This window comes from Porphyrobacter sp. HT-58-2, assembly GCF_002952215.1.
Lineage (GTDB): Bacteria > Pseudomonadota > Alphaproteobacteria > Sphingomonadales > Sphingomonadaceae > Erythrobacter.
Window position 1 is genome coordinate 3,197,463 of the sequence record NZ_CP022600.1, and the last position, 16,161, is coordinate 3,213,623.

At 65.8% G+C, this 16,161-nt stretch carries 16 protein-coding genes; 8 read left to right on the top strand and 8 right to left on the bottom strand.

Features of this window, described 5'->3' with window-relative positions; genetic code table 11:
• The first annotated feature begins 15 nt into the window (after positions 1–15).
• From serS to CHX26_RS15130, 3 genes are read left to right on the top strand one after another with little or no spacing between them, the layout of a single operon-like run.
• Positions 16–1,299 carry a serine--tRNA ligase gene (serS, locus tag CHX26_RS15120; RefSeq protein WP_104943086.1) on the top strand — a complete coding sequence of 428 codons (1,284 nt, stop codon included), beginning with the start codon at positions 16–18 and terminating at the stop codon, positions 1,297–1,299.
• Complete coding sequence (surE, locus tag CHX26_RS15125; RefSeq protein ID WP_104943087.1) at positions 1,299–2,063, top strand: 5'/3'-nucleotidase SurE; 765 nt, start codon at positions 1,299–1,301, stop codon at positions 2,061–2,063. Before serS ends, surE begins: the two co-directional genes overlap by 1 nt.
• 17 nt (positions 2,064–2,080) lie before the next feature.
• The gene (locus CHX26_RS15130) at positions 2,081–3,151 is read left to right on the top strand and encodes a potassium channel family protein (protein ID WP_104943088.1); all 1,071 of its coding nucleotides are present in this window, start codon (positions 2,081–2,083) and stop codon (positions 3,149–3,151) included.
• A gap of 12 nt (positions 3,152–3,163) precedes the next feature.
• On the opposite strand, the gene CHX26_RS15135 is transcribed toward CHX26_RS15130, so the two are convergent.
• Together CHX26_RS15135 and CHX26_RS15140 are read right to left on the bottom strand one after the other, a co-directional pair.
• The gene (locus CHX26_RS15135; RefSeq protein ID WP_104943089.1) at positions 3,164–3,565 is read right to left on the bottom strand and encodes a DUF1761 domain-containing protein; all 402 of its coding nucleotides are present in this window, start codon (positions 3,563–3,565) and stop codon (positions 3,164–3,166) included.
• A 69-nt stretch (positions 3,566–3,634) separates the two neighbouring features.
• Positions 3,635–3,874, bottom strand: coding sequence for a DUF6356 family protein (locus tag CHX26_RS15140; RefSeq protein WP_104943090.1), 240 nt, complete (start codon positions 3,872–3,874; stop codon positions 3,635–3,637).
• A gap of 107 nt (positions 3,875–3,981) precedes the next feature.
• On the opposite strand from CHX26_RS15140, the gene rimO reads away from it, so the two are divergent.
• Both rimO and CHX26_RS15150 read left to right on the top strand, forming a co-directional pair.
• Entirely contained in the window at positions 3,982–5,379 is a 1,398-nt protein-coding gene (gene rimO / locus CHX26_RS15145; RefSeq protein WP_104943091.1) for a 30S ribosomal protein S12 methylthiotransferase RimO, read from the top strand.
• An 84-nt stretch (positions 5,380–5,463) separates the two neighbouring features.
• Positions 5,464–6,315 (top strand): L,D-transpeptidase family protein, encoded by an 852-nt coding sequence (locus CHX26_RS15150; RefSeq protein ID WP_104943092.1) that lies wholly within the window; start codon positions 5,464–5,466, stop codon positions 6,313–6,315.
• A gap of 87 nt (positions 6,316–6,402) precedes the next feature.
• On the opposite strand, the gene tilS is transcribed toward CHX26_RS15150, so the two are convergent.
• The 5 genes from tilS to CHX26_RS15175 all read right to left on the bottom strand — a co-directional run bounded on the left by tilS (position 6,403) and on the right by CHX26_RS15175 (position 12,294).
• Positions 6,403–7,389, bottom strand: a complete 987-nt coding sequence (gene tilS / locus CHX26_RS15155; RefSeq protein ID WP_104943093.1) for a tRNA lysidine(34) synthetase TilS — start codon at positions 7,387–7,389, stop codon at positions 6,403–6,405.
• The gene (locus CHX26_RS15160; RefSeq protein ID WP_104943094.1) at positions 7,380–8,399 is read right to left on the bottom strand and encodes a tetratricopeptide repeat protein; all 1,020 of its coding nucleotides are present in this window, start codon (positions 8,397–8,399) and stop codon (positions 7,380–7,382) included. Before CHX26_RS15160 ends, tilS begins: the two co-directional genes overlap by 10 nt.
• Before the next feature lie 137 nt (positions 8,400–8,536).
• The gene (locus CHX26_RS15165; RefSeq protein WP_104943095.1) at positions 8,537–9,541 is read right to left on the bottom strand and encodes a helix-turn-helix domain-containing protein; all 1,005 of its coding nucleotides are present in this window, start codon (positions 9,539–9,541) and stop codon (positions 8,537–8,539) included.
• A 139-nt stretch (positions 9,542–9,680) separates the two neighbouring features.
• Positions 9,681–11,966, bottom strand: coding sequence for a phosphoenolpyruvate--protein phosphotransferase (gene ptsP, locus CHX26_RS15170; RefSeq protein ID WP_104943096.1), 2,286 nt, complete (start codon positions 11,964–11,966; stop codon positions 9,681–9,683).
• A 160-nt stretch (positions 11,967–12,126) separates the two neighbouring features.
• Positions 12,127–12,294, bottom strand: a complete 168-nt coding sequence (locus CHX26_RS15175) for a YdcH family protein (RefSeq protein ID WP_104943097.1) — start codon at positions 12,292–12,294, stop codon at positions 12,127–12,129.
• Positions 12,295–12,591: 297 nt separating this feature from the next.
• Between CHX26_RS15175 and CHX26_RS15180 the strand changes: the two genes are divergently transcribed.
• The gene (locus CHX26_RS15180; protein WP_017666379.1) at positions 12,592–12,801 is read left to right on the top strand and encodes a DUF465 domain-containing protein; all 210 of its coding nucleotides are present in this window, start codon (positions 12,592–12,594) and stop codon (positions 12,799–12,801) included.
• A gap of 251 nt (positions 12,802–13,052) precedes the next feature.
• Positions 13,053–13,556 carry a DUF1465 family protein gene (locus CHX26_RS15185; protein WP_233997194.1) on the top strand — a complete coding sequence of 168 codons (504 nt, stop codon included), beginning with the start codon at positions 13,053–13,055 and terminating at the stop codon, positions 13,554–13,556.
• Positions 13,557–13,559: 3 nt separating this feature from the next.
• Here the strand turns inward: CHX26_RS15185 and glpK are convergent, their stop codons facing one another.
• Entirely contained in the window at positions 13,560–15,032 is a 1,473-nt protein-coding gene (glpK, locus tag CHX26_RS15190; protein ID WP_104943098.1) for a glycerol kinase GlpK, read from the bottom strand.
• A 192-nt stretch (positions 15,033–15,224) separates the two neighbouring features.
• Here glpK and CHX26_RS15195 point away from each other — a divergent pair, with 192 nt between their 5' ends.
• The gene (locus CHX26_RS15195; RefSeq protein ID WP_104943099.1) at positions 15,225–16,109 is read left to right on the top strand and encodes an MBL fold metallo-hydrolase; all 885 of its coding nucleotides are present in this window, start codon (positions 15,225–15,227) and stop codon (positions 16,107–16,109) included.
• Positions 16,110–16,161 lie beyond the last annotated feature (52 nt).

A 16,161-nucleotide genomic window follows, 5' to 3' on the forward strand; every position in this document is an offset into this window, starting at 1 on the left:
GGCATAGGCGCGGCCATGCACGACATTCGCTTTATCCGAGAGAATCCGGAAAGCTTCGACGCGGGCCTTGCCCGCCGGGGCGTCGATCCGCTGGCCAAGGCGCTGATCGCACTGGACGAGGAGCGCCGCGCGGCGACCACGGCGGTGCAGCAGGCTCAGAGCCGCCGCAATGAGGCGAGCAAGCTGATCGGCGCGGCGATGGCCAAGGGCGACCGCGAAGGCGCCGAGGCGATCAAGGCCGAAGTTGCGGCGCTGAAAGACCAGATGCCCGCGCTCGAAGCCCGCGCGGATGAGCTGGCGGGCAAGCTGAAGGAACTGCTCGAAGTCATCCCCAACCTGCCCGGCGCCGATGTGCCGGACGGCGCGGGCGAGGAAGACAATGTCGAAGTCAGCCGCTGGGGCACGCCCCGGGAGTTCGACTTCACCCCCCGCGAACACGCCGACATCGCCCCGGCGCTGGGCATGGATTTCGAAACCGGCGCAAGGCTCTCGGGCGCGCGGTTCAGCTTCCTTCGGGGCGGGATGGCGCGGCTGCACCGCGCGCTCGGCCAGTTCATGCTGGATGTGCAGACCTGCGAGCATGGTTATGCTGAGTGCAACCCGCCGGTGCTGGTGGGCGACGATGCGATGTATGGCACTGACAAACTTCCGAAGTTTGCCGAGGACAGCTTCTGCACCACCAATGGGCGGTGGCTCATCCCCACCAGCGAAGTCTCCCTCACCGCCAGCGTCATGGGCGAATTGCTCGACGAGAGCGCCTTGCCGCTGCGCCTCACCGCACTCACCCTGTGCTTCCGCTCGGAAGCCGGCGCAGCGGGGCGGGATACGCGGGGGTTCATCCGCCAGCATCAGTTCGAGAAGTGCGAGCTGGTCAGCATCGTGCGCCCTGAGGACTCCGAGGCCGAACACCAGCGCATGACCCGCGCCGCCGAGACCATCCTCGAACGCCTGAACCTGCCCTACCGCAAGCTGCTGCTGTGCACCGGCGACATGGGCTTCGGCGCGCGCAAGACCTATGATCTGGAGGTGTGGCTGCCGGGGCAAGGCGCCTATCGGGAGATCAGTTCCTGCTCGAACACCGGCGACTTCCAGGCCCGCCGCATGAACACCCGCTACCGCGTCGCGGGCGAGCAGAAGACAACCCAGTTCGTCCACACCCTCAACGGCTCCGGCCTCGCGGTCGGGCGCACGCTGGTGGCGGTGATCGAGAATTACCAGAACGCCGATGGCAGCGTCACCGTGCCTGAAGCCTTGCTGCCCTATATGGGCGGCGTCACCAAGCTGGAGCCGCTCGCCTGATGCGCATTCTCCTCACCAATGATGATGGCATCCACGCCCCCGGCCTCAAGGTGCTGGAGGAAATCGCGCGGCAATTCAGCGACGATATCTGGGTCTGCGCACCGTCAGAGGAACAATCGGGCGCGGGCCACTCGCTCACCCTGACGCGGCCCGTCCGGCTCCAGAAGCTGGAGGAACGCCGCTTCGCCGTCACCGGGACGCCCACCGACAGCGTGATGATGGCGCTGCGCACCGTCATGCCCTCACCTCCCGACCTGATCCTTTCGGGCGTCAATCGCGGGGCGAACCTTGCCGATGACATCACCTATTCCGGCACGGTTTCTGCCGCGATCGAGGGCGCGCTGGCAGGCGTGCGCTCGATTGCGTTCAGCCAGGTCTATGCCCGCGAAGGCATGGGCGATGACGTCCCCTTCGGCGCAGCGCGCGAATGGGGGCCGAAGGTGCTTGCCCCCCTGTTGGACGCGCCGATGGCGGAGCGCACGCTGATCAACGTCAACTTTCCTGCGCTGCCGCCGGAGGAGGTCAAGGGTATCCGAGTCGTGCGGCAGGGCTTCCATGACTATTCGCGCGGCACCGTGGTCGAAGGCCGTGATCCGCGTGGCTATCGCTATTTCTGGTTCGGGCTCGACCCGATCGAGCATACCCTCGATCACGGCACCGATCTCGAAGCGATCGAGGATGGCCATATCGCGGTCACGCCCTTGCAGCTTGACCTCACCCACTATTCGACCATCGGCATTCTGGCCGAACGGTTCGGCGGCTGAAGCGGGGCCGGGCGCGGATGGCGGGCCAACCAAGCCGCAACCCGTTTCGCCGCGCACCGCGGCTGGCGAGCCAGTTCCGCCCGCTGCGGCGGCAGGTCAAGATCCCGGTATGGGGCGATGTCGGGCTGCGGACCGGGCTGGCGCTCGGCCTGCTCTTGATGGTGATTCTGATCCACTGGTTCGACCGCACGGGGCTGGTCGACAATGTCGATGGGCATATCAGCTTTCTCGACGTGGTCTATTTCACCATGATCAGCGTCACCACCACCGGCTTTGGCGACATCGCCCCGGTGAGCGACCGTGCGCGTCTGATCGAGGCGGTGATCGTCACCCCGGTGCGCATCGCCATCCTGTTCATCTTCGTGGGCGCGGCCTATGATTTCGTCATCAAGCGCAGCTGGGAGAAATGGCGCATGGCCCGGATTCAGGAACAGCTGACCGATCACGTGGTGGTGTTGGGCTATGGCGTGTCCGGCTCGCAGAGCGTGCGCGAATTGATCGACCGCGGGGTCGATCCACGCGCGATCGTCGTGATCGATCCCTCGGAAGAGCGTCTGACCGAGGCAGAGAAGCTGGGCGTCAACGTGATGGCGGCCGATGCGACACGCGACGAAACCCTGAAAGCGGTGCGGATCGACGCGGCACAAAGCGTGCTGGTCTCGGCCGGGCGTGACGACACCTCGATCCTGATCGTGCTGACCGTGCGCCACCTCGCCCCCAAGGTGCCGATCAGCGTGGTGGTGCGCGCCGAGGATAACGAGTTGCTGGCCCGTCAGGCGGGTGCGGACAATGTTATCAACCCCGTGCGCTTTACCGGACTGTTGCTGGCGGGCTCGGCCAAGGGCGCGCATATTGCCGATTACCTCGCCGACCTCGCCAGTGTCGGCGGGCGGGTGCAGTTGGTCGAGCGGGTGGTCACGCCCGAGGAATGCGGCAAGGCGATCACCGATCTCCAGAGCGGCGGTCAGGGCCTGCGCATCTATCGCAACGGCCGCGCGATCGGCTTCTGGGAAGACGATTGCCAGACCCTTCAGGCCGGCGATGTGCTGGTCGAAATCGTGCCGACGATCACGAACGAGGATGCCTGACCTGACCCGGCGCTACCCGCGGAACCATACGAAGACGCCGCCCATCGCCGCCATGCCGACAAGGAAATGCCCGGCGTCGATCAGAAACAGTGACAGCGGCTTCCTGAGGTAGAGGTAATTGATGCCGATCGCTGGGATCATCACCCCAGCGGCAAAGCCTAGCGCCATCATCATCACCACGTGCGGTGCCGGGTCGGTGCGGGCGATGAGGTGCCACAGCACCATCGCGATCAGCATTTCAAAGGCGAAGGTCAGGGCGAAGATCAGCCCCATGTTGCCCTCTCGCAGCTGGGTGTTGCTGAGACCCGCCGCCCTCTGCCATGGCACTGCGAAGATCACGCCATACCACAGCGCCCCCACGGCAAAGAAAGCCAGTGTGCCTGCCAGCACCGGCCACAGGGCAAAATCACTCATCGACGCGCTCTCCTCGCTTGTCCGCCATCCTAGCGCAAAGCGTGGCCGAGAGGTAGCGCCGCCATGGCGTCAGATGACGTAAGCGAATTCCTCGGCACCCGGTTCGGGCTTGCGGCCGCGCATTTCGGCATCGAGCTGCACCACGGTGCGGCTGGCGGTCTTTACGAAGATGCCCGGAATGATGGCGTGAACCATGCAGGCAAACCCTCCCACCACCATGCGCCAGCCAAAGCTGAAGGCGGTGCGGAAATGCTGGCCATAGGTCTCGCCGATGGATTTCGGGTGTTCAATGAAGAGCTTCGCGATCATGTCCGGCTGATGCCCGAGCTGCCGCCTTCCGGTCAAGCCCGTTGCCGCTCGCGCGTTGTGAGGATATTCTGGCGCAAAGCCCCGCCCTCGTGTAGGGGCGCGCCGCTATGACCACCGCCCCCACCACCAAGCCAACCGTCCTGGCCGAACAGAAGCGCATCGGGATGGTCAGCCTCGGCTGCCCGAAGGCGCTCGTCGATTCCGAGCGTATCCTCACCCGCCTGCGCGCCGATGGCTATGCCTTTGCCGAGGATTACGCGGGCGCGGATGTGGTACTGGTCAACACCTGCGGCTTTCTCGATTCCGCCAAAGAGGAAAGCCTTGCCGCGATCGGGGAGGCCATCGCCGAGAATGGCCGCGTGATCGTCACCGGCTGCATGGGCGAGGAGGCCGACGCGATCCGCGCCGCTCACCCGCAGGTGCTGGCGGTGACGGGCGCGCACCAATACGAACAGGTGGTTGAGGCGGTCCACACCCATGCGCCGCCTTCGCAAGGCCCGTTCATCGACCTCATCCCCCAACCCTCCGACACCGATATCAAGCTGACGCCGCGCCATTACAGCTACCTCAAGATTTCCGAGGGCTGCAATCACTCCTGCGCCTTTTGCATCATCCCCGATCTGCGCGGCAAGCTGGCGAGCCGCCGGGTCGATGCCTGCTTGCGCGAGGCGGAAAAGCTGGTCGCGGCGGGTACCAAGGAGCTGCTCATCATCTCGCAGGACACCAGCGCCTACGGGGTCGATATCCGCCACGAGAGCCGCCAGTGGCACGGCCGCGAGGTGCGCGCCCACATGACCGATCTGGCGCGCGAACTTGGGCAACTGCGCACCGCCGATGGCACCCCGCCGTGGGTGCGCCTGCACTACGTCTACCCCTACCCCCACGTCGATCAGGTCATCCCGCTGATGGCCGAAGGGCTGCTGACGCCCTATCTCGACATCCCCTTCCAGCACGCCTCGCCCAAGGTGCTAAAGCTCATGCGCCGTCCGGCGAACGAGGCCAAGGTGCTCGAACGGCTGAAGACCTGGCGCGACATCTGCCCCGATATCGCGATCCGTTCGTCCTTCGTGGTCGGCTTCCCGGGTGAGACCGAGGAAGACTTCGAATACCTGCTCGAATGGCTCGAAGAGGCCCAGCTTGACCGGGTGGGCGCGTTCCGCTTCGAACCAGTCGAAGGCGCCGCGGCCAATGCCCTGCCCGATCATGTGCCGGAAGCGGTGAAGGAAGAACGCTATGCCCGGATCATGGAAGTGACCGAACGCATCAGCGCGGCCAAGCTCGCTGCCAAGGTTGGCCGCACGCTCCCCGTCATCATCGACGAGGTGGGCGAACCGGACGAGGATGGCGACATCGGCGCAACCGGCCGCAGCCAGGCAGACGCGCCCGAGATCGACGGGGCGGTCTACCTGCGCAATGTCCCCGAAAGCCTCCAGCCGGGCGATATCGTCGAGGCGACCATCGAGGATGCCGACGCGCATGACCTGTTCGGCGTGATTGCACGTTAACCCCGCACCCGATGGCGTCCCCCCGAGGGACGCTGCATGGTTAACCGCTGGCGCAATTCAGGCTAACGCGGCATAATCGCTGCCATGATCCGCAACCTTGCCATCGCCCTTGCTGGCGCCGCCCTGCCTTTTCTGGCCGCCGCGCAGCCCAATGTCGAAGACGCCGCCCGCGCTGCAGAAGTCATCGCCGCGCGTGCGACCGGCGCCTTTGAACGGGTCGATCCCGATACCGAAATGCCGCGGCCGGATGACGAAGCCGCTGCGGTCTATGCCGGGCTGCCTCCGCTGACGCGTGAGCCAGCGCCGCAGATCCGCGCCGCCGATGTCATTGCCGATGAAGCAGCCGCCCCGCGCGGCCCGGCGGTGCGCATGATCGCCAATGAAGTGGTTCAGCCGCTCCCCGCGCCGGCTCCGGCCCCCGTTGCCGCTGCGCCCCCCGCGCCTGCTGCTGTTGCCGTCCGCGCAGCGAGCGATCCTTTCGTGATCAAGTCGATCCTGCCGATCGAAGGCAGCATCCGCTATGGCGACTGGTTCTGGGACGAAAGCGCCGCGCCTGCGACCGGCAAACTGGTGATCACCGTCGATCTCGAAGCGCGCGTCATCAGCGCCTTCCGCGATGGGCATGAGATCGGCACCGCCGTCGCCTTGCTCGGCACGCAGCAGCATCCCACGCCGCTCGGCACCTTCCCGGTGCTGAACAAGTCGCGTCAGCACTTCTCACGCAAATATGGCAATGCGCCGATGCCTCACAGCCTGTGGATCACCAACACCGGCATCGCGATCCACGGATCGCCGGTGATGAACGGCTATGCCAGCCACGGCTGCATCGGGGTGCCGGACGAATTCGCTGCCAAGCTGTTCGCCGCCACCAAGCGCGGCGACAAGGTGATCATCACCCGCGGCAAGATGGTAGGCGTGGGCGACAAGATTCTCTAAGTTTTGGGCCACCTTCGGTGGCGCAGACGCGCCCTCCCTTTGGGAAGGCGGTGTGCATCATGCGTAGCGCGATCGCTAACAGGCTCCCTAATTCACCCGCCCCCGCGCCGGTTCAGGTCGGAAGCGCCACACCCGCATCATCACGCCGACCTTTTCGACCCGCTCCACCCCAGGCACCGCCAGCACTCCGCCCAGCGAAGCATTCTCGCCAGCCCATAGCCGGTCCCACGCCCGCGCGACCTCGGCGCGGCTGACATGGCCGCCCAGTTCGCGGATGATCCGGCCAATCGTCTCGATCGCAATGATGCGCGGGACATTGGCGCAATAGCTGAAGCCCGGCGCGTCGCCTTCCTCGCGCATGACCATCTCATGCCAGTCGAGTTCGGCATACCATTCCAGCGCCTGCCAACCTTCGGCCAGATGCGCCGCGCTGGCGGCGATCTGGACGGGGTCGAGCCAGTCGGCCTCGGCCAGCCTGGCGCGCAGTCGGGCGCGGTCGAAAGCGGGGTTGGTATTCGAGGGATCCTCGACCGGGATGATCCCGACCGCCGCGACCACCTTAGCCAGTTCTGCCTTGCGCCAGCCCAGCAGCGGGCGCAGCAGGGTAACATCGCTGCCATCGATAGTGGAGCGCGCCCGCACCCCAGCAAGCCCAGCCAGCCCGCTCCCCCGGTTCAGGCGCATCAGCAAGGTTTCAGCCTGATCGTCGGCATGATGCGCGGTCGCGACTGCGCCCAGACCCGCCGCCAAAGCCCAATCCGCAACGGCAGCATAGCGGGCCGCACGCGCCTGCGCCTGCATATTGCCCGGGGCCAGCCTGACCGTGATCGGCGTAAAGGGAATATCGCGCGTTGCGGCGATCCGCTCGACCAGTGCGACTTCGTCGGCCGCCTCCGACCGCAATCCGTGGTCAATGCTGCACACAGCAATCCGCCCCGGCATGGCCTGATGCGCCAGCAATAGCAGCGCCAGCGAATCCGCTCCGCCCGAGACTGCAAGGCCGAGCGGCCCGGCACGCTCATCCTCGGGCCAGAGCGCCGCCAGATCGGCGGCAAAGCGATGCGTCAGCTGCACTTCACCTTCGCGCGGTTGGTCTGGTACTCGGTCGCAAGGCGCCCGGAAGCAATCAGCGGATAGGTCTCGGCAAATTCGGCCAACGCAATACAGGCGCGCTTGGTATCCTTCATCGCGATCATCGAAGCGCCGAGATAGAGCAGGCTGTCGGGCGCGCGGTCGGCGTTCTTGTTCGCCTGGTAATTGCGCAGGAACCAGCGCGCGGCTTCCTCGGGCATGTTGTCGTCCAGGAAGGCGCGGCCCAGCAGGTTGCGGCCAAAGCTGATGCGGGCATGATTGGGATATTGCTCGACGAACTTGGTCAGCTGCTGGCGCGCTTCGGGGAAGAAGCCGGCGTTCCAGAGACGGAAGCCATAGGAATATTCGTCATCCCCGGCATCGGCAGTCTGCGGCTTGGTGATGGCCTGCACGGCAGCAAGCCGCGTCGGCGAAGGCGCCGCAACGGCGGGAGCGGCGACAGGTGCGGCAGCCGCGGGGGTGGGTGCAGGCGCAGGTGCAGGCGCGGGCGCTGCCGCAGCCCGTGCGGGGGCGGCGACGGGCAGCGTCGCGGAAGGCTGGATCTTCGGCACATCGCCCGCAGTCCCTGCAACCAACGGCGCATTGGCCGCCGTTTCGATCAGAGTCAGGCGCGCATCGAGCTGCGATAGCGCATTGGCCTGTTCTTCCGAACGGGCAGTCAGCGTCTGCAGCTGCAATTCGAGCGCGTCGAGCCGCACGAGGATGTCGGTCACTGCGGTGGTCGCAGGCGGGCTCACATTCGCCGGGCTGGCGGCGCTTTCGTTGCCGGGGGCGATCTGCGGTTCGAAGAAGCGCCCGTCACCGCCGGGGAAGACCTTGCGCTGCAATGCGCGGATTTCGGCCTCGATCTTGCGGATGCGCGCTTCGGCGGCGCTGTCCTGCGCGAGGGCGGGGGCAAGCGGCACAGTGGCGAGGGTGGTCGCTGCCAGCAGCGCACCGGCGAGCCGGAACGAGAGGCTGCTGGAGGTAAAGGTCCGCAAAGGCGAGGTCATGGCTTGTCAGGCTCCCTGGCAATGGCCGCACCGCAATTGCGCGGCGCACATGAACAGTTGCAGAACCCCTGCCCTGCGGGAGCCTGCAAGTCGAGAGCGATAGACCCCCTAATCAACGGCTAAAAACCCGCGCGGCCCTATCCCGGCGTGTCGGCTGCGGCCGGCGCGGCAAGGGCAGGCTCGCTCGACGGAGGTGGGGCAGGAGACGGGGCCGGTTCCGCCGTGGGCGCGACTGTCGTAGGCGCAACGCGGGCAGCGCGCTGCGCAGGGCGGCGGGCAGGTTCGGTGGTTTGTGCAGGAGCGGTCGCAACAGAGGCAGAGGCAGAGGCAGAAGCCGACAGCGTTGGCGCGGGCCGGGCCAGCAGCGCCGCCGCCGAGACCGGAGCGCCCGCGATCGTCGTCGGCCGTTCGGACAGCCTGGCGACCGGCTTGCCGCCGACCGTGATCGCCAGCGCATCGGGCCGGCCCGTGTTGATGCGCGGATCGGCTGCGGTGGCCGGCACCGCCACGCTCTCACCCGCCTTGAGCGTGCGTTCGGTCAGCCGCGCGCCGCCCTCCTCGTAGAGCCGCAGCCACACCCCTTCTTCAAGCGCGGTCAGCACTACCGCGCCGCCTGTGGCGGCATCGGCAACCGCCGGAGATTGCTCTGCGACCGGCGCAGCTACGGGCGTCTCCGGCTGAGGAGCCGCCAGCGGCTCGGGCTCTGTCCCGGCACCGAAATAGGAATTGTAGAATGCAAAGGCACCAATCGCGAGCAGCAGCGCCGCGGCGGCACCAGCCCAGGCCAGCCCCGCCGAAGGCACCCGCGCCGGATCGCCCGGCTCCATCCCCGAAGACGGCACGGTGCGGCGCATTGATCCATCCGCCAACTCGGCCCGCACCGCATCGGTAATCGCAGTCTCATCAAGCCCGACCGCCTTGGCAAAGGTGCGGGAAAAGCCGATCGCATAGGCGCGGCTGGGCAAGGCTTCGAAATCGCCTGCTTCAATGGCTTCGAGATGTCGGAGCGGGATCCGCGTGTCCGCCGCGATATGCGCCAGTTCCAGCCGCAGCGCTTCTCGTGCCGCGCGCAGTTGTTGCCCCGCCCCGGCGGCAGAGGCTTCACGCGGCTCGCCCGCGTCGTCTTCGTATTCGCTGTCCATGACCCGATTTTCCGCCTTCTGCCGAGGCTTGTCTAAGTGTTTCTGCGTGAATTGTGCTTGAACGGGACTCACCTGCAAAGCGGGTGCCTGTCAAGCATCACCGGAACGCGGCACCGCGCACCGCACACGCCCAAGCGCATCAGTCGTATTCGATCTCGCGCGCATCGGCCCATGCGGCCAGTTGCTCCCGCAGATTGAGCGAAGGATCGGCGAGCCAGCCCGTCATCGCCGCGGTCAGCTCGGCCAGATCGACCTTGCGCACCAGTTCCTTGATCGGGCCGACCGCCGCGGGCGTGATCGACAGGCGGCGGTAGCCGATCCCCATCAGCGCCAGCGCTTCAAGCCTGCGCCCGCCCATCTCGCCGCACACCCCGATATCGACCCCGCTGCCGACGCTCGATTGCATGACCCGGCGCAGAAACCTGAGGATCGAGGGGCTGAGCCAGTCATATCGTTCGGCCAGCTTGGGATTGGCGCGGTCAGCGGCAAACAGGAACTGGGTCAGATCATTCGTCCCGATCGACAGGAAGGACAGCTTGGGCAGCAGCAGATCGAGCACCTCGGCCAGCGCCGGCACTTCCAGCATCGCCCCGAAATCTATCCGTTCGGGCAGCAGTTTCTTTTGCGCGCGCAGGAAAGCGAGCTGTTCGTCGAACACCGCCTTGGCCGCATCGAACTCCCACGGCTCGGAGACCATCGGGAACATCACATAAAGCGAACGCCCGGCCGCCGCCTCCAGCAGTGAGCGCGCCTGAATCTTCATCAGCCCTTCGCGTTCAAGCGCGAGGCGCAGCGCGCGCCAGCCCATCGCCGGATTTTCGTCCTGGGCAGCGATTTCGCTGGCGAGGTAAGGCACCGACTTGTCGCCGCCGATATCGACCGTGCGGAAGATTACCGGCTTGTCGCCTGCCGCATCCAGAACGTCACGATAGAGCCGCGTCTGGCGCTCGCGCTGGGGCAGGGTGGCCGAGACAAGGAACTGGAACTCGGTGCGGAACAGGCCCACGCCGTCCGCACCCGTCAGGCCCAGCGCGCTCATGTCGTCGCGCAGCCCGGCGTTCATCATCACCTGAATGCGCGTGCCGCAGCGGGTAAAGGGTTCCACATCGCGCAAGGAGGCATAGGCCGCCTGCTTCTCGCGGCTCTTGGCAAAGCGTGCGTGGAAGGCATCGGCGACCTGCGGCAGCGGGCGCACGATGGCATTGCCTGCCGTGGCATCGAGCAGGATTTCGTCACCTTCGCGGATCGTGCCGCGCACACCTGCGCCCTTGCCATTGTTGATGCGGCCGATCACCGGCACATTCATCGCCCGCGCCACAATCACGACGTGTGCGGTGAGCGAGCCTTCCTCAAGGATCACGCCCTTCAGCCGCCGCTTGTCATATTCGAGCAGTTCGGCCGGGCCGAGATTGCGGGCGATCAGGATGGTGTCCTTGCGCAGGCCCTGCGAGGCGGCGGTGCCGACCTGTCCGGCAACGATACGAAGCAGCCGGTTGGCCAGATCCTCCAGATCGTGCATCCGGTCGGCGAGCAGCGGATCGTCGATTTCGCGCATCCGCATCCGGGTGTGCTGCTGCACGCGCTCGATCGCGGCTTCGGCGGTCAGGCCGGAATCGATCGCCTCGTTGATGCGCCGCGACCAGCCTTCGTCATAGGCGAACATCTTGTAGGTCTCGAGCACTTCCTCATGCTCGCCCCCCACGCCGAATTCGGCCTGACTGGCGAGCGTGTCGATCTGCTCGCGCATCCGGTCGAAGGCGCGGTAGACGCGCTGGCGCTCGGCCTCGATATCCTCGGCCATGACCTGCGTGATTTCCACGCGCGGCTGGTGGTAGACGGCAACCCCCGCCCCCAGCCCCTTGACCAGCGTCAGGCCAGCGAGCTGCTGCGGCCCGGTCTGTTCCTGCGTCAGCCCGCGGGCTTCTTCTTCATCGACCAGTTCGGCATTGGCGATCAGTTCGGACAGCACCATCGCGGTGGTCTGCAACGCCTCGATCTCGACCTCTTCATAGCGGCGCGGATCGACATGCTGGACGCACAAGACGCCCACCGCGCGTTCACGGTAGACAATCGGAACCCCGGCAAAGGAATGGAACTTTTCCTCGCCGGTTTCGGGGCGGTACTGGAAATCGGGGTGGGCCTTGGCCTCGGCAAGATTCAGGGTTTCGACCTTCTGGGCAATCGCCCCGGTCAGACCTTCGCCAATCGCCATGCGGGTGACGTGGACCGCGCTTTGGTTAAGGCCGCGGGTGGCGAAGAGTTCCAGCATCCCTTCGCGCAGCAGATAGATCGAGCAGACTTCGCTCGAAAGGCATTCGCCGATGATTTCGACCACCTGATCAAGCTTGGCCTGCGCGTGCATTCGCGAGGCCATTACCTCCGTGAGGCGCATCAGGATCTGGCGGGCGGCAGCAGCAGCGGTCATGGGTACAAGGTTTACGGTCCGGACCGGCAACCTGCAATGGCGCAGATAGATTACTGCTTTCGCGGTCAGCTGACCCCCTGTTCCCCACCAAGCCACCATAGCCTGACGGCATTTTTGGTGGTCGGGTGGGGCGGTGGGTCTGCGCAGGGAACCTGCGACATCAATGCGCGGCGATTTCTTCCTTCAATCGCAGTTTCTGCTTCTTGAGAGACTGGATCATCGCGGTGTCGGGCACGGGCCGGGCCATTTCTTCGCGCAGGCGGGCTTCGAGGCCGGCATGCTTGGTCTGAAGGGCGTGGAGGTGTGACAACACTGCGGTCGATGCCATTATGCGTTCTCCTTCATCTGCGGGGGGATGCCCCCGGAAAGGCGACTCGGCACACGACGCGGCCGAGCCGCAGGTTCGAAAGAACCACACTCAGACTAGGTTGCAAAGCCCTGATCATTCCTTAATCGGCGCATCCGCACCCGCTTGCGGCGAACCGAGCCTTCCGGTTTGCGACCACACGCTCTGGGAAACTGCGCAATCCATCTTACAAATTGGCGCGGGAACGCGTAGCGCCTGCGATCATTGCGCGAGTGCCATGCCGGTGCGGGACGCAAGCAAGAAGGATCAAGGGCGAACATGACCGAGCAGGAGCTCAGGAAAAAGCTCGAATTGCTCAAGACCGAGCATCGCGACCTCGACGCCGCGATCGCCGCCCTGACCGAGGCGGCGCGCGGGAGTGCGTCGGCGGACATGCTCCAGATCGCGCGGCTGAAGAAGCGCAAGCTGCGCCTCAAGGATCAGATCGCGATCATCGAGGATACCCTGCTGCCCGACATCATCGCCTGAGGTGTCTGACAGAGGCGAGTGGCGGTTTCGCGGGGCGACATCCGGCACCCCGTTTCAGCACCCCTTCGCCCTCCATTGCTCCCCCGCCAGCCCGCCTTAGCCCTGCCCTTGCCCCATCCTTGCCCGGCCCTGACTCGCCCTCGGCAGCGTGCTTCACGTGAAACATGGGCGCGTTTCGATGGTTAGCGGCACGTCAATTCTGTGTCCCGATGGGACGAGCGCCAAAAATTGCTTGGAAAGTAACCATAGCCATGTGGCGGGCGCTGCGCCTGGGGCGTAGGTTGGCGCGCATCATGGCCCGCACCACCAATCTCTCGCGCCCGATCATCGAAGCGCTCTACACCGAAGCGCTTGTCCTCGCCGACGAAGTGCGCGCCGTGTTCGCCGCTGGCACCCGTGAACCGGTGGCCGGAGAAGACGCCTTCGTGCGCCTGGCGCTGTCGACCGAGGGGCTCAAGACCACCACCCGGATGATGCACGTGCTGGCGTGGCTATTGAACCAACGGGCTCTTTTTTCTGGAGAAATTTCGGAAAATCAGGTGCGCCTGCATGGCGCGCTGCCCCCTGATCGCGGTTCTGATCCGGCGCAACTCGCGCTGCTGGAGGCGGGCACCCGCGAGCTGATTGCCGATACCGAGCGCCTGCACCAGCGCATCGCCCGACTGGACGAGGCGTGGCGTCAGCACTTCGAAATGGCGTCGCCGGTGCGTGCCTTTCAGGATCGGCTGGGCCGGGAACTGGGTCGGCTGAGATAAGGATCAGGCGGCAGCAAGCGCCTTCTTCCACGCCGCCAACCGTGCATCTCGCACCTCGGCCTCCATCTGCGGTTCGAACCGGGCCAGCCGTCCGCGCATGGCTTGGCATGCAGTTGAAAGATCAGGATAAATCCCCGATCCTGCGGCCGCCAGCATCGCCGCGCCCAGCGCAGTCGTCTCGACAAATCCGGGGCGCTCCACCGGCACACCGAGCATGTCGGCCAGATCCTGCGCCATCCAGTCGTTCGCCGCCATACCGCCATCAATCCTGAGCGTCTGCCAAGGCGCGCCATCAGCGGCATAGGCCGCTCCCAGATCGTGGGTCTGATGCGCCATTGCCTCCAGCGCCGCCCGTGCCAACTGGGCCTTCCCGGTGGCGAACGAGAGCCCCGCAATCACGCCTCGCGCCTCGGCCTGCCAATGCGGCGCACCAAGACCTGACAGCGCCGGCACGATCACCACCCCGCCGCTGTCGGGGATTGAGCGGGCGAGTTCCTCGGTCTGACTGGCGACCTCGACGACCCCGAGTGAATCTCTGAGCCACTGCACCAGGCTGCCTGCGACGAACACCGAACCTTCGATGGCATAGGTGCGCGCGCCATCGATCTGGGTCAGCACCGTACCAAGCAGGCGGTTCTTGGAGCGCGGAATCCGGTTGCCCTGACAGGTGAGGACGAAAGCGCCGGTGCCATAGGTGGCCTTGGTCTGACCGGGCGCGAGGCAGGCCTGACCGATGGTGGCCGCCTGCTGATCGCCCACAAGGCCCGTGATCGGGATGGCCCGTCCGAAGAGCTCTGTGGCTGTCATCGCAAGCGGCCCGGCCATATCGACCACGCCGGGAAGCGCCGCACGCGGCACGCCGATGAGGTCGCACAGCCCTTCATCGAATTGCGCATCCTCCAGCCCCATCAGCAAAGTGCGACTGGCATTCGAAGCATCAGTGACATGGGCCGCGCCGCCGGTAAGCTTGAAGGTGAGCCAGCTCTCAACCGTTCCGAAGGCCAGCACACCACGTTCTGCCGCGCCGCGCACCTCCGGCACGTTGTCGAGCATCCAGCGCATCTTCGTCCCGGAGAAATAGGGATCAAGCAGCAGTCCGGTGCGCTCCTGCACCCCGGCTTCGTGGCCCGCGGCGCGCAGTTCGGCGCAAAAGGGTTCTGTGCGGCGGTCCTGCCACACGATTGCGTTGGTCAGCGGCTCTCCGGTCTGACGATCCCATGCCACCACGGTTTCGCGCTGGTTGGTTATGCCGATGCAGGCAATGCTCGCCGCGCCGCCTGCCTTGGGCATCACCGCCAGCGCACAGCGAAGCGTCTTGTCCCAGATTTCGCGCGGGTCATGCTCGACCCAGCCGCTTTGCGGGTAATGCTGGGTCAAGGGTTCCTGCGCAGAGGCGACCAGCACGCCGTCTGCGGCAAACAGCATGGCGCGGGTGGAAGTGGTACCTTCATCAAGCACCAGGACATAATCAGACATCTTTGCAGCGCTACCACTTCGTTGCTTGAGCGCGCGGTTATTGCGCTACCGCTTCGCTACCTCCGCGCGGGGTGGGTTTACCCCGGCTTCCTCTCTCCGCTCCTTCCTATCCGCTCGTGTCGAGTGAAGTCGAGATACCATTTGCAAAAGCTGCCTCTCGACTTCGCGCGAGGCGAACGGCATGGGTGCCTGATGGTCACGATCCCTCCCCAACCCTGGCCCACGGGGCTTGCCGAAGATGTCGAGCCGCTGGTCCGGCGCGTGCTCGCGCCCAACCCCTCGCCCTATACCTTTACAGGCACCCAGACCTATGTCGTCGGCATGACGGACGGGCCGGATTGCGCGGTGATCGACCCTGGGCCCGACGAGGCCGCGCATATCGACGCGATCATCGCCGCCATTGCCGGACGGCAGGTGCTGGCCATCATGTGCACCCACACCCACCGTGATCATTCCCCTGCCGCCGCACCGCTGGCGGCGCGGACCGGCGCACCGATCGTCGGATGCGCGCCACTGGTGCTGTCATCCGATCTGCCGCGCTCGGACGAAGCCTTCGACACCACCTATGCCCCGGACCGCGTGCTGCTCGATGGCGAAGCGATGCGCGGCACCGGCTGGACGCTCACCGCCGTTGCCACCCCGGGCCACACCTCGAACCACCTGTGCTTCGCGCTGGAGGAGAGCGGCGCGCTGTTCACCGGCGATCACGTGATGGGCTGGTCGACCAGCGTGGTCGTCCCGCCCGACGGCGACATGGGCGATTACATGGCAAGCCTTGAAAAGCTACTTGCGCGCGATGATGCGCGCTACCATTCAGCTCACGGAGCGGCGATCGATAAACCCCGCCAACTGGTGCGCGGCATGATCGGTCACCGTCGTCAGCGCGAGAACCAGATCCTGCGTCTGCTGGGCGAGGGCGCGCGGCCCGTCAGCGGCTTCATCCCCGCGATGTACAAGGGTCTGGACGAACGCCTGATCCCGGCAGCGGAAATGAGTGTGACTGCGCATCTCATCGATCTGGAAAAGCGCGGCATGGTAAGGCGCAGCGAACAAATATGGCAGCTTGTCAGCGATTGAGCGATCGTGCCGTCGCCCGCCTCGGCTTTGCCACTGGTGCCTGAAGGAAGCC